The 12,782-nt window shown below is 67.2% G+C and carries 11 protein-coding genes; 3 read left to right on the forward strand and 8 right to left on the reverse strand.

Annotated elements, in window-relative coordinates; translation table 11 throughout:
- The first annotated feature begins 23 nt into the window (after window positions 1-23).
- Window positions 24-905: a diphosphate--fructose-6-phosphate 1-phosphotransferase gene (locus tag G6N44_RS11055; RefSeq protein WP_163669821.1), complete on the forward strand. Its 882-nt coding sequence runs from the start codon at window positions 24-26 to the stop codon at window positions 903-905.
- Here G6N44_RS11055 and G6N44_RS11060 read toward each other — a convergent pair.
- A complete protein-coding gene (locus G6N44_RS11060; RefSeq protein WP_163663915.1) occupies window positions 902-2,674 on the reverse strand; it encodes a BamB-related PQQ repeat family beta-propellar protein in 1,773 nt (590 codons plus the stop codon). The two genes, G6N44_RS11055 and G6N44_RS11060, sit on opposite strands and share 4 nt — an antisense overlap.
- Window positions 2,675-2,750: 76 nt before the next feature.
- Here G6N44_RS11060 and G6N44_RS11065 point away from each other — a divergent pair, with 76 nt between their 5' ends.
- Window positions 2,751-5,384 (forward strand): FHA domain-containing protein, encoded by a 2,634-nt coding sequence (locus tag G6N44_RS11065; protein WP_179964510.1) that lies wholly within the window; start codon window positions 2,751-2,753, stop codon window positions 5,382-5,384.
- Window positions 5,385-5,387: 3 nt separating this feature from the next.
- Here the strand turns inward: G6N44_RS11065 and G6N44_RS11070 are convergent, their stop codons facing one another.
- From G6N44_RS11070 to G6N44_RS11090, 5 genes are read right to left on the reverse strand one after another with little or no spacing between them, the layout of a single operon-like run.
- Window positions 5,388-5,951, reverse strand: a complete 564-nt coding sequence (locus G6N44_RS11070; RefSeq protein WP_163663919.1) for a pentapeptide repeat-containing protein — start codon at window positions 5,949-5,951, stop codon at window positions 5,388-5,390.
- A 3-nt stretch (window positions 5,952-5,954) separates the two neighbouring features.
- Window positions 5,955-6,566 (reverse strand): GTP-binding protein, encoded by a 612-nt coding sequence (locus tag G6N44_RS11075; protein ID WP_179964511.1) that lies wholly within the window; start codon window positions 6,564-6,566, stop codon window positions 5,955-5,957.
- Window positions 6,547-6,912, reverse strand: coding sequence for a DUF742 domain-containing protein (locus tag G6N44_RS11080; RefSeq protein WP_163663921.1), 366 nt, complete (start codon window positions 6,910-6,912; stop codon window positions 6,547-6,549). The genes G6N44_RS11075 and G6N44_RS11080 overlap by 20 nt, the downstream gene beginning before the upstream one ends.
- A gap of 32 nt (window positions 6,913-6,944) precedes the next feature.
- A complete protein-coding gene (locus tag G6N44_RS11085) occupies window positions 6,945-7,352 on the reverse strand; it encodes a roadblock/LC7 domain-containing protein (RefSeq protein WP_163663923.1) in 408 nt (135 codons plus the stop codon).
- Window positions 7,349-10,291, reverse strand: coding sequence for an ATP-binding protein (locus G6N44_RS11090; RefSeq protein WP_163663925.1), 2,943 nt, complete (start codon window positions 10,289-10,291; stop codon window positions 7,349-7,351). Before G6N44_RS11090 ends, G6N44_RS11085 begins: the two co-directional genes overlap by 4 nt.
- Window positions 10,292-10,624: 333 nt before the next feature.
- Between G6N44_RS11090 and G6N44_RS11095 the strand changes: the two genes are divergently transcribed.
- Window positions 10,625-11,089, forward strand: coding sequence for a tRNA (cytidine(34)-2'-O)-methyltransferase (locus G6N44_RS11095; RefSeq protein ID WP_163663927.1), 465 nt, complete (start codon window positions 10,625-10,627; stop codon window positions 11,087-11,089).
- A gap of 102 nt (window positions 11,090-11,191) precedes the next feature.
- Here the strand turns inward: G6N44_RS11095 and G6N44_RS11100 are convergent, their stop codons facing one another.
- Complete coding sequence (locus G6N44_RS11100; RefSeq protein ID WP_163663929.1) at window positions 11,192-11,845, reverse strand: nitroreductase family protein; 654 nt, start codon at window positions 11,843-11,845, stop codon at window positions 11,192-11,194.
- 151 nt (window positions 11,846-11,996) lie between these two features.
- On the reverse strand, window positions 11,997-12,569 hold the full coding sequence (locus G6N44_RS11105; protein WP_163663931.1) for an XRE family transcriptional regulator: 573 nt from the start codon (window positions 12,567-12,569) through the stop codon (window positions 11,997-11,999).
- Window positions 12,570-12,782 lie beyond the last annotated feature (213 nt).

A 12,782-nucleotide genomic window follows, 5' to 3' on the forward strand; every position in this document is an offset into this window, starting at 1 on the left:
GCACAGACGCCCTCAGCGACACCATGGTGACCTACCGCTACGTACGGGTGGGCCTGGTGGCTCTGGTGGTGTTCCTGCTGACCTCGCTGGCATTGACCTGGGCACACACCTGCCCACAGGGGTCGATCAGCGCGTTCTTCTACACCCGCACCCATGCGGTGTTCCTGGCTTCCCTGTGCGCGATCGGCATCTGTCTGATCGCCTACAAGGGCAGCCGGGTCGGCGAGGACGCGCTGTTGAACTACTCCGGGTTCATGGCCTTCATCGTCGCCCTGGTTCCCACCGGTTCCGACGACCTGTGCCGGCCGTGGCTTCCCACGGTCAGCGACCCGTTCGGAGGCGTCTCCAACAACGTCGCCGCACTGTTCGTTGCCGTCGCCGTCGGCACCGGGATGTACCTGGCGCTGAACCGCTGGCGGCGCCCGCAGAACGCACCCGTGCCCTCCGCCCAGTCCTGCGCCGAGGCCGCCACCCTGTGGAAGACCGTCGCCACCGCATTGCTGCGGGCCGAAAAGTGGCTACCGGCAGCGCTATTGGCCATCGCCATCGCCGGTGCCCCACTGATGCTGTGGGACTGGTTCGCCGAACACGCACACGTCATCGCCGCAGTGGCGATGTTCCTGGCCATCACACTCGTGGCGGTCTACCACGCGTGTTACGCACGTGCTGCCGTGCGCCACCACCTGGCCCGGTTCTACGCCACCATCGCTGTGCTCATGCTGATCACCGTCGTGGCCGGCATCGTGCTACTGGTCCTGGGGTGGCACTTCGGTGTCATCGCCACCGAACTCACCCTGATCGTGCTGTTCGCGGTGTTCTGGGCCGTGCAAACCGCCGACGTCTGGGAAGCCCAGGACCGCTACCCCGAAGCAGCCGTGCCGGCCCTGGCCAATACCCCTGTCTAGGCGGTGTATCCGTCGATCTGCAGTGTCTGCCCGTCACGCCGCAACACCAGCACCGCACCCGGCGCCGGAACGAAACCCTCCACAAGGTCGGCGGGCGCGGTCGCGGTCTGCGCGCACGTCCTCGCGTCGAACGTACGCAGCGATCCCGGCGTGCCCCGGACGCCGCGGTCGGCGAGAACCAATGTGTCGGGGAACGCGACGTAGGCGGGTTGGTCGACTCGCCGGCTCGGCACGTTCGTCCGAACCGGCTCGACGCCGTCGGGAACCTGGCACCGTTGACGACCGTCAGACCCGAACAGGGTCAGCCGCGTGGTCCGGTCAGTCAGAAACCACACCACGAAATCGTCACTGGGACCATACGATTCGGCCAAGCGACCGTCTGCCGGCAATTCGGTGACGGTGCGGTGAACGATATCGGCATACCGGGCCGAGTCGGGTGCACCGGCCCCGTGCAGCGAGATGAAGACCCCGATACCGTTGGCCGGCTTGGCCCCGAGTCTGAGATAGCGCTGATCGACCGGCGCCGTCGGGTCGATCTTTCTCTCCGTCAGCACTGTGTCCCAACCGATTTGCCCGGTTTCGGGATCGAGCACGCTCAACCAGACCTTGCCGTCTTCACATTGGACCGTCGACACCACCCCGGAGGCGGTCACGACGGGTTCGGTGATGCCGCAGCCGGGATGCGGTGCGGGCACACTCCACATCGCCTGCCCGCTCCGGCTGTCGTACCGCGTCCAGATGTGCTCGTCATCCCACCCCACGATGAACGGGCCGGTCGCAGAACTTAGACGTCCGCGTGCCGCCTCCTGCAAGGCCGCATCGTCACTGGCCCAGAGATGTTCGCCGGTGACGGCATCCAGGCCGACCAGGCCACCACCGAGAAACGCCAGAATCGTGGCGCCGTTGTCGACCACTCGCATCCCGTCGACGCCCACACCGCCGGGGCCGGTACGCGCGTAGTGCCAGCGCTCCTTGCCGTCAGAACCGTAGGCCGTGATGCGGCCGTCCCGATACACCGCGAAACCGGTGCCCGCAGAATCCAAGTCATACACCGGCACACGTTGATCGCCACCGAAGGCATCGGGCACCGACACGGTGAACGTCCGCTTCCCCAAGCCGGCGGGCATTGCGGGCACATCGGTTGCCGGCGCCGTCGTCGCGTCCACGAAACGCCCGTCGTCACCGGCGCGCAACGCACCCACGGTCACCACCGCGGCAACCACAACCGCGATCGCTGCACCGATCGCCAGCAACTTCACCGAGCCGCGTTCCAAGCGCGGGAAGGCGCGTGCCGCCAGGAACGCCGCCGCCGCACCAGCCAGGCACAACCACCACGCTGTCGCACCGAGCGGCAACGCCGTGGTGACCGGGGCGCTGTCCATCACCTTGCGGTAGAACGCCGGAATGCCCTGACTGATGTAGGCGATGACCAGCAGCGCCGCCACGCTCGCCGCGCCGACCGGGGTGGCAGCCAGATCACGGTCCGTGCGTCCGCGCCACCCGCTGTAGGCCATCGCCGCGAGCAGCACCAGCGCGATCACCGTCACCGCCAGCGCCATCCGGCCCGGCAATGCGTCGCCCCAGCGGTGCAGGCCGAATACGTACCAGTCGCTTTCACCTGCACTGCGCGGTGCAACCAGCCGCGCCCAGGCGCTCAACGCCACGGCCCACACCAACCACACCACTGCCGCACCGGCCAGGACCGTGCCCACCTGCCGCAGCCCGCCGAGCACCCGGACAGCCGCCTTCTGCGCACCTTCAGAACCCATGCGTGCCATCGTCACACGCCGCGACGTCGCGGCAACGGCCCAGCCCCGGTGAAAACAACCGATAGAGTTGAGCGCGATGAGCCCTGCGCTGACCGTTCGTTACGACGGTTCGACCCGTACCTTTGCCCCAGGCAGCGATGTCGTCATCGGCCGAGACCTCCGCGCCGACGTCCGCATCGCCCACCCGCTGATCTCGCGTGCCCACGTGGTGCTGCGTTTCGACCAAGGCCGATGGGTCGCGATCGACAACGGCAGCCTCAACGGCATGTATGCCAACGGCCGGCGGGTGCCCACGATCGACATCCACGACGGCCAGGTCGTCAACATCGGCAACCCGGACGGTCCGCAGCTGACGTTCGAGGTCGGCCGGCATCAGGGCGCCGTCGGCCGCACCCCGACCGCGGCGGTGCCGATCGTGAACCGACCCAGCGGCGCCTGGCCCACCCAGGCCGCCCCGGGCCGGCAGCAGTACGGTCAGCCGCCCGCGGCCCAGCGCCCCGGCTACTCGTCCGGTCCCCAACCGCGCTACCCGACACCGCCCACCGGATATCCCAGCGGTCCGCAGGGCGGCTACCCGAGCGGCCCGCAGGGTGGGTATCCCGGGCCACAGGCCTATCAGCCCCCACCGGTACGCAACTCGAACCCAGCCGCGGCGCCGACCACGATGGGTCCGGCCGCCGGCTCGGACCGCGGTAGCAGTGAGCCCGGCGGCAACATCGCGACCAGCATGCTCAAGATCCTGCGGCCCGGGCGCACCACGCCCGCGCCGGCAGGTGCGGTGAAGATCGGTCGCAACACCGACAACGACATCGTCATCCCCGACGTACTGGCCTCGCGGCACCATGCCACCTTGATCCCGCTGCCCGGCGGCACCGAGATCCGCGACGAGCGCAGCATCAACGGCACGTTCCTCAACGGCGCACGGGTCGAGTCGGCGGTCCTGCACGACGGGGACGTCATCACCATCGGCAACGTCGACCTGGTGTTCACCGGCGGCACCCTGGTCCGCCGCAGCGAAACCGAGGCCGACACCCGCACCGGCGGGCTCGAAGTCCGCGGCCTGACCTGGACCATCGAGGGCAACAAGACCCTGCTGGACAGCATCTCCGTCGACGCCCGGCCCGGCACCCTGACCGCGGTGATCGGCCCGTCCGGCGCCGGCAAATCGACGTTCGCCAAACAGGTCGCCGGTTACACCCATCCGACCACCGGCACCGTCGCCTTCGAAGGCCACGATGTCCACGCCGAGTACGCCTCGCTGCGCTCCCGGATCGGGATGGTCCCGCAGGACGACGTGGTGCACGGGCAGCTGACCGTGCGCCAGGCGCTGATGTTCGCCGCCGAACTGCGACTGCCGCCCGACACCACCAAGGAAGACCGCGAACAGGTCGTCATGCAGGTGCTCGAAGAACTCGAGATGACCAAGCACCTCGACACCCGCGTCGACAAGCTGTCCGGCGGGCAGCGGAAACGTGCCTCGGTGGCGCTGGAGCTGCTGACCGGTCCGTCACTGCTGATCCTCGACGAGCCCACCTCCGGTCTGGACCCGGCACTGGACCGTCAGGTGATGACGATGCTGCGCCAGTTGGCCGACGCCGGCCGTGTGGTGCTGGTCGTCACCCACTCGCTGACCTACCTCGACGTGTGTGATCAGGTGCTGCTGCTGGCGCCCGGCGGCAAGACCGCCTTCTGCGGCTCGCCCGACCAGATCGGCCCGGAACTCGGCACCACCAACTGGGCCGACATCTTCAGCACCGTCGCCGGCGACCCGGCCGAGGCCCACCGCAAGTATCTGGCGCGCACCGGCCCGGCACCGGCGGCAGCGGCGTCGTCGGCACAGCCCGGCGACCTGGGCGAGCCGGCCAAGACCAGCCTGTTCCGGCAGCTGTCCACGATCGCCCGGCGGCAAGTCCGGCTGATCGTGTCCGACCGCGGCTACACCGCGTTCCTGCTGATGCTGCCGTTCATCATGGGGGTGCTGTCGCTGTCGGTGCCCGGTGATGTCGGATTCGGTCTGCCGGTGCCGGCAGTCCAAGGCGGCGAGGCACCCAACGAACCGGGCCAGATCCTGGTGATGCTCAACGTGGGCGCGATCTTCATGGGTACCGCGCTGACCATCCGGGCGCTGATCGGCGAGCAGGCGATCTTCCGTCGCGAGCAGGCGGTCGGTCTGTCGACGACCGCCTACCTGCTGGCCAAGATCGCGGTGTTCGCCGTGTTCGCGGTGATCCAGTCGGCCATCGTCACGGTGATCACGATCCTCGGAAAGGGCTGGGGCCCAGGCGCAGTCGAGAGCGGCGCGTTCCTCGGCGGCCGCAGCCTGGAGTTGTTCATCGACATCTCCATGACGTGTGTGGCCTCGGCGATGGTGGGCCTGGCGCTGTCGGCGCTGGCCCGATCGGCCGAACAGATCATGCCTCTGCTGGTGGTCACCGTGATGAGCCAGTTGGTGTTCTCTGGCGGCATGATCCCGGTCACCGACCGCGTGGGGCTCGATCAGTTGTCCTGGATCACCCCGGCGCGCTGGGGCTTCGCGGCCTCTGCCTCCACCGTCGACCTGACCCGCCTGGTGCCGCCGCCGCTGCTGCCCGCCGATTCGTTCTGGAAGCACACCCCGAGTGCGTGGCTGATCAACATCGGCATCCTGGTGTTGCTCTGCATCGTCTACACCGGGTTCGTTCGCTGGCGGATCCGCCTCAAGGCCGGCTGAGTTCTACCCGCCGTGGACGTCGAGGCCATGGGCGGCCGAGTAGGCCAGCGCCTGGGCGATATCGATCTTGGCGCCGCGCAGCTTCGCAGTGGTCCAGAAGGTGGGGTCGACGCGGGCGCCGCGCAGATCCGCCTCGTCGAGCTTGGCGTCCTGCACCCGTGCTCCGGTGAGGTCCGCCTGCCGCAGCACCGCCTTGCGCAGGTCCACCCCGACCAGACTGGCTTCGCGTAACCGGCAGCCCGACAGGTCCACGCCCCGCAGATCGCAACCGCCCAGCACGGCCAGGGTCAGATCCGACTCGACAATCCTGATCGGCCGCAACCGGCACTCGGTGAACACCGAACCCAGCAGGCTGCAGTTGGTGAACGTGCTGTGCCACAGCGTGGCGCGGCGGAAATTACAGTTGCGGAACGCCGAACCGGAATGCTCGGACTCGGACAGGTCGACGCCGCTGAAATTGCACTCGGTGAACACCACGCGCTCGGTGCGCAACCGGCTCAGATCTTCGTCGCGGAAATCATGACCGGTGAATTCCCGGTCCGTCCAGGCGGTTTCGTCGGCTACCACGGGTCAGCCAGGCAACGCGGAAAGCGTGCTCAACGAATACTCGGTAACCGCGATCAGCGCAGCCTTGGCCGAGTTGCGGTCGCGGGCGTCCACGGCGACCACCGGGATGTGCTCGGGCAGTGCCAAAGCCTTGCGCACCGCCTGGGTGGGATGCTTCGGCGCGTCGTCGAACTCGTTCACCGCGACGATGAACGGCAGCTTGCGGGCCTCGAAGAAGTCGACCGCCGCGAAGCTGTCCTGCAGGCGACGGACGTCGACCAGGATGATCGCACCGATCGCACCACGCACCAGGTCGTCCCACATGAACCAGAACCGTCGCTGCCCGGGCGTACCGAACAGGTACAGCACCAGATCCTCGTCCAGCGTGATCCGGCCGAAGTCCATCGCGACCGTCGTGGTGCGCTTGTCCGGAGTGCCGTCCAAGGCATCGACACCCTCGGATACGTTGGTGACCAACGCTTCGGTGCGCAGGGGCATGATCTCGGAGACCGCGCCGACGAATGTCGTCTTCCCCACGCCGAACCCGCCAGAAATGACGATCTTCGTAGAGGCGGCCCCACGCCGGGGGGCGCCGCCGCCGGAGGCCGAGCGGGATTCAGAGGGCTCGTAGGCCACGCAGGGTCCTTCCAATCAATTCGCGGCGTTCGTCGAAGCTCGCCGAGTCATCAAGGGTGGCTTCCACCCGAAGATAACCCTGCGTCACCAAGTCCCCGATCAGCACGCGCGCCACGCCGAGCGGGAGAGATAAATGAGCGGCAATCTCGGCAACCGAGGGAGTGCCGGTGCACAACTCTACGATCTGTGCGCGGACATCGTGCCCAGTCCAGCGCGGTTCACGGGTCGTGTCGGTTTTTTTCACCGGTGCTTCCAGCGGAATGTTCACCCGAGAGTCGGTGCGGCCGGCCGTCAGGGTGTACGGCCGCACCAAACTCGGTCGATCGGTGGTTTCCGGTTCGTCCACAGGCACCTCGCGAAGGCAGAAGGGTCGGCGACTCAGGACGGCTGCGGCGTACGGCGCGAAGACTGCACCACCGCGCCGACCCGCTCGACCAGAATGGCCATCTCGTAGCCGACCTGCCCGATGTCACATGAAGGAGCAGTCAGCGTCGCGAGGTTGGAGCCGTCACCGACCCGCATCAACAGCAGGTAGCCGTTCTCCATCTCGACCACCGACTGCATCACATGACCGCCGTTGAACAACTGGGAGGCACCGGTGGCCAGGCTGGCCAGACCGGAGGCGACCGCGGCGAGCTGATCGGCCCGTTCGAGCGGCATGTGTTCGCTGGCAGCCATCAGCAGTCCGTCGGCCGAGACCAGCACCGCGTGGGACACCCCGGATACCTCGCGGGCGAACTTGGACACGAGCCAGTCCAGGGAGTCGCGCTGCGTCGGACGCGTCATTCGTTATCGGTTCCTCTGGTCTCACGGGCACGCGATCGCCCGGCGTGCACGCCTCCGAAAAGGTTGCTGGTGCTCGCCCGGACGGCCTCAGGATCACGCGGTGTGAACGCCGCGAACATGCCGCTGTCAGGTTCGTCTGCCGATGCTACCGTCTCCGAGCCGTCGTCGTTGCGGTGCACTCCGCCGTTGCGGTGACGCCCCTCGGCGTCGGCGGATGCCGCGACTACCGCGGCAACACCGCCCGGCACCAGGCGGGCACCCGGCGTACGCATCGGCAGGCCCTCTTCGGTGCGCTGGTCCACGGGCGCGTCCTGCGCCGCGGCGGCCACCGACCACCCCTTCTCCCAGACCGTCTTCCAGTCCAGGTCGGCGCTGCGCACGTGGGTCGTCGGGTCGATCTCGAATTCCGAGATCATCGACTGATAGATCGAGTCGCCCTCGACCTCCTGGCTTTCGGCCCGGTCCGGCGCGGATTCCGCCGGTTCTTCCGGTTCACCGGGATCATCGGCCGGAACGTGTACACCGTTGACACCGTTGAGGTCGCTGTGACCGTTCGGCGCACTGTGTCCGTTGAGATCACCGGCACCGTTGACACCGTGGGTGGCGGCCTGCCCGCGCGAGGCGAAGAACGACGAGGTGTTGGTCGGCGACGGACGTCCGGACTCGTCGACGGGTGCGGTGTCCGCCGCCGCGGCGGCTTGTCCCTTGGCCAGGGCCGCACTTTCCTCGGTGTGCACCGGCCACTGCTGCGGCCACTCACTGACCGGCTCGTCCGCGGGCTCCTCGACCGGAACCTCAGCCGCCGGCTCCGGTTGCGGGGCGAGCGTGCCGGGCAGTTCCGAGATACCGCTGGCGCCCGGACTGCGCTGCGGCAGCAGGTCGAACGGCACCTCGCCGCCGTTGAGGTGGGATTCGTCCGGCCCGGATCCGAGGTCCGAGCCATGAGTGGGATCGGCGTCCGACGACAGCGCCGTGGCGATCCCGGCGTGGGCGTCGACAGGCCTGCCGTACGGAAGGTCCTCGACGACATCGCCACCGTCGCGGGCCAGAAGCGTGGCCGGGATGTACACCCCCGCCGTGGTGCCCGAGCTCGGTTCTTCGGCGACGGTGCTGCGCAGCCGCACCACCAGACCGTGCTGGGTGGCCAGCCGCCCGACCACGTACAGACCCATGTGACGCGCGGTGTAGGGGTTGACCTCACCACCGGATTGCAGACGGGTGTTGGCGACCCGCAGGTCCGCTTCGGTCATGCCCAGGCCGACGTCGCTGACCTCGATCACCAACGCCCCCTTGGCCGCATGCACGGCCGACACCCGCACCTGCGAGATCGGCGGTGAGTAGCGCAGCGCATTGTCGAGCAGCTCGGCCAGGAGGTGGATCAGGTCGCCGGCCACCGAACCGGTGATCTCGACGTCGGCCACCGACGCGGTGACCACGCGCGTGTAATCCTCGACTTCCGAGGCAGCGGCGTTGATGACGGTCGCCAGCTGGACCGGCCGGCTGTGCTCGCGTGCCAGCTTCGACCCGGACAGCACCAACAGGTTGGCCCCGTTCCGACGCATGCGGGCAGCCAGGTGGTCGAGCCGGAACAAGCTCTCCAGGCGCTGGGGGTCGTCCTCGTTGCGTTCCAGCTGGTCGATCAGCGACAACTGCTGGTCGACCAGGGACCGGCTACGCCGCGACAAGGTCTCGAACATGTCCGAGACCTGCAATTGCAGCTGAGCCTGCTCACCGGCGAGGAATACCGCCTGCTCGTGCAGCTCGTCGACAGCATGGGCCACCTGACCGATCTCTTCGGTGGTCTGGACCGGGATCGGGGTCACCGGGACCAGCTCGCCACCGGCGCGGACCCGTTCGATCTCCGTGGCCAGATCCTGGTGAGCCACCCGCAGGGCGCTGTCCCGAAGCGTCCGAAGCGGGCGCACCAGCGAGCGGGCCACCAACAACACGATGACGATGGCGCTGATGATCGCGGTCGCGACCAGGATCGCGTCACGGATCGCGTCGTTGCGGGCATCGTTGGCCTGAGCCTCGACCGCGGCCGGAATCGACGCGGTGGTGTTCTCGATGATCTGCCCGGCGATCGTGTCGGTGGCCTGCAACGAGGCCAGCATGTCCGCGTTACCGACCAGCGGAACCCCCGGGTTGGACATCATCGCCATGCGCTTGACCATCTCGGCGCGCAGTGTGGCCGCCTCCTCGGAGCCACCTCCCAGCACCTTGGTGAGTGCCGCGACCGTGGACGGTTCGGTACCGGCCATCGTGATCATCGAGGTGCGGAGCAACGGTTCCGGCTCGGCGCCGCCGGCGGTGACGAGCATCTGCTGAATAGCCATCTGCCCGCGGGCACCGACCGCCCGGGCCAGCGCCTCGACCTGGGCCTGAAGCGACTGCTGGTTGCTGTGCACAGAACCGGTGATGGCAGCTTCCCCGGTCAGCAGCAGCGGGCCGTAGTCGAGGATGCGCTGACGCAGGTCGATCGAGTTCGACATCACCGCGTCGACCAGTTCCGACCCCTTACCGAGCAGGCTGCCGACCGCCTGGCCGACATCTTCGGCTGCATCGGTGGCTTCCAGGCGTTGCTGAAGATCAGATTTCCGCTTATCGAACGTGGACATCGCAGCCTGCCCATCGCCGCCCTCAGTAGCTGCGATGAGAACGCCCTCCATCGCCGCCATGTAGTCGTCGATGTGCGGAATCAATTCGGCCCGGTCGGCGGCCAACCGGAGATCTCCGGCCGCGCCGGCACTGGCATAGATGCGCAACCCACCGAACGTCGCGGCCAGGATCAACGGCACGATGACGATGGCAAGGACTTTCCGGTTGACCGGCCAGTTGGCCGGTGACCAGCGGGAAGGACGCTTGGCCGGAGTCGATGGCGTTGGGGAGAATTCGACGAGGGTGCCGTCAGCCTGTTTCAGCTGCGTAAAGGCAGTCATCGGCACCCAACCGCACTACCTGCTGCGTGGCCGCAATTTACTCGTGGGGCGTTTTTCATAAGACTTCCTGCTGTTTCCGCCCACGCTGGGGCGGGCGTCAAGCGCCTTGGCAATTGCACGAGTATGACAGCAGCTCGCAAGCGTTTCCACAATTCTTACTGAACAGACAGAGTTCGTGACCGAGCTGTAGCGCAGTTGTGTGGTAATCGAGCAAACAACAACATCCTTGCCGGATCGCGCGCTGATTTTCGCACTCGGATTTGGGGACGGATTTCACGGCCGCATTTGCGTCCCGATTCGTCACAAGGCGGGTCGCCATACGATCATCGACTGATGTTCCGGGTGATGTTCTTTTCTCCCCGCATCGCACCCAACACCGGTAATGCGATCAGGATGGTGGCCGGCACCGGGTGCGAGCTGCATCTGGTCGAGCCGCTGGGTTTCGACCTGTCCGAACCCAAGCTGCGCCGGGCCGGTCTGGACTACCACGACCTGGCATCGGTGACGGTGCACGCTGATCTGGCAGCGGCCTGGCGCGCCTTGATGCCGGGGCGGGTGTACGCGTTCACCGCGCACGCGTCGACCTCGTTCACCGACGTCTCCTACCAACCGGGCGATGTGCTGATGTTCGGCCCGGAACCCACCGGACTGGACGCAGAAACTCTGGCCGATCCCAATATCACCGCTCAGGTACGTATTCCGATGCTCGCCGGCAGGCGGTCACTGAATTTGTCGAATGCGGCTGCCGTCGCCGCCTATGAGGCATGGCGTCAACACGGGTTCGCCGGCGGCGTCTAGTTACGCCGCGGGCGTGGGGCGCCATGCGCCCCACGCCCGAATCTCACAGAGTGTTCATACAGCGGCTTCACGATTACACCAGTGGCATCCGGCGCCCCTGGCTCACCAACTGTCCCAGTGCGAGAACTGCTCGGCAGGAAGCCGCTTGGCCTTCTTGAAATCGGTGCCCACGGTGTAGGCGATCGGGAACAGGCCCGCCTGGGCGTACCGGTCGAACGGAATGCCCAGCAGTTCGGCGGCCTGCTTCTCGCCGTCGCCGAGCAGGTGCAGCGTCGTCCAGGCCGACCCCAGACCCCGCGACCGCAGCGCCAACATGAAGCTCCACACCGCGGGCAGCACCGATCCCCAGAACGACGCGCTCATTCCGGCGGGCGCACCGTCGGGACGGCCCTCAAGGCACGGCACCATCAGCACCGGCGCCTTCTCGAAGTTGTCGGTGAGGTACCTGGCCGAGCTTGTCACCGCATCCATCTGCTGGTCGCGGATGTCGCCGCGCTCCGGCTTGGGTAGATCCAGATATGGGTTGGCGTTGGCCCGGTAGATGTCGGCCAAGGCCTTTTTCTTTGCCGGGTCCTCGACGAAAACCCATTGCCAGCCTTGCGCATTCGACCCGGTCGGGGCCTGAAGCGCCAGGTCGAGACACTCCATGAGCACCTCGCGCGACACCGGCTTCTCGAAGTCGAGGCGTTTGCGCACCGACCGCGTCGTGGTGAGGAGTTCATCGACGGTCAAGTTCAGGGCTGGTTCGGCTGTCATGTCGCGAGACTACAACCGGCCCCGCCGGAAACGGCGAGAAGCTCCCCAGCAGTTTGCTGGGGAGCTTCTAATCATCGTGCGCCGCAGTACAACTCAGCTAACCGATGAAGGTTGCACGCCGCCGCCTGATCCGCGACGGCACGCGAGGTTCTCAGCCGGCAGTGTCAGAGACCAGCACGGGTTCCCAGCCGTTGGCCTGCGACTCGTCGGACGACCCGTAGCCGGCAGAGGCCGGGACGGCATGGATGCCGTGATCGTCGCCGGGCAACCCTCCGAGCGCTGCGATCGTGTCGCGGATCTTTGCCGCCTCGGCGTCCGTCGGCGTTGCGCCTGCCTCGAGTTGGTCCAGCAGTCCGTCACGCAGGCCGGCACCGTTGGCCACTTCCTGGGCCGACAGCTTGGCGTGGATGCGGGTGACGTAGATCTGCTGTCCCAGAGAGGAACCCGGGGCCGACGCGGCGTGGGCCATCAGCGAGTCATACCGCTGGCGAACCCCGCTGAGCGCCACGATGACCGCAGGTGAAGGCCGGCTGCTGCTGGCCGCCTCAGCGAGCGAGGCACGCAGCTTGCGCAGGCCGGACAGGACCACGTCGGCGCGCTTGTGGAACTTCTTGTCCTCGGGGAAGGGCAGTGCATCGATAGCGGCGGAATACATGTGCATTGCCGCTTCCGACAGACTGACGATGACCGCCGAATCACCTTCCAGCGTCGCGTTTTGTCCCATGGGCCCTCAATTCTCAAGCGAACAGATCAATGGAAATGAGCGGCCGGTGCCCGGACCCACCGGGTCCGCTCTACCGCCGCTCAGGTGAGCACGCCGATGACACTAGCGGTTTCGGGGCGGCGCGTCATCGCTAGGGGCACTTGAAGAATGAATGAAAACAAGGTATGCGGATGCGGCGGCCACCGGCCGGTAGCAGCCGCTGCCGAGGATGGC

Source organism: Mycolicibacterium alvei (assembly GCF_010727325.1).
Classification (GTDB): Bacteria; Actinomycetota; Actinomycetes; order Mycobacteriales; family Mycobacteriaceae; genus Mycobacterium; species Mycobacterium alvei.

Excerpts from the sequence above, each read along its gene's own strand:
- G6N44_RS11090 (WP_163663925.1), bottom strand. The coding sequence starts at position 10,291 with ATGACTGCCTTTACGCAGCTGAAACAGGCTGACGGCACCCTCGTCGAA.
- G6N44_RS11055 (WP_163669821.1), top strand. The coding sequence starts at position 24 with ATGGTGACCTACCGCTACGTACGGGTGGGCCTGGTGGCTCTGGTGGTG.
- G6N44_RS11060 (WP_163663915.1), bottom strand. The coding sequence starts at position 2,674 with ATGGGTTCTGAAGGTGCGCAGAAGGCGGCTGTCCGGGTGCTCGGCGGG.
- G6N44_RS11105 (WP_163663931.1), bottom strand. The coding sequence starts at position 12,569 with ATGGGACAAAACGCGACGCTGGAAGGTGATTCGGCGGTCATCGTCAGT.
- G6N44_RS11065 (WP_179964510.1), top strand. The coding sequence starts at position 2,751 with ATGAGCCCTGCGCTGACCGTTCGTTACGACGGTTCGACCCGTACCTTT.
- G6N44_RS11085 (WP_163663923.1), bottom strand. The coding sequence starts at position 7,352 with ATGACGCGTCCGACGCAGCGCGACTCCCTGGACTGGCTCGTGTCCAAG.
- G6N44_RS11100 (WP_163663929.1), bottom strand. The coding sequence starts at position 11,845 with ATGACAGCCGAACCAGCCCTGAACTTGACCGTCGATGAACTCCTCACC.
- G6N44_RS11095 (WP_163663927.1), top strand. The coding sequence starts at position 10,625 with ATGTTCCGGGTGATGTTCTTTTCTCCCCGCATCGCACCCAACACCGGT.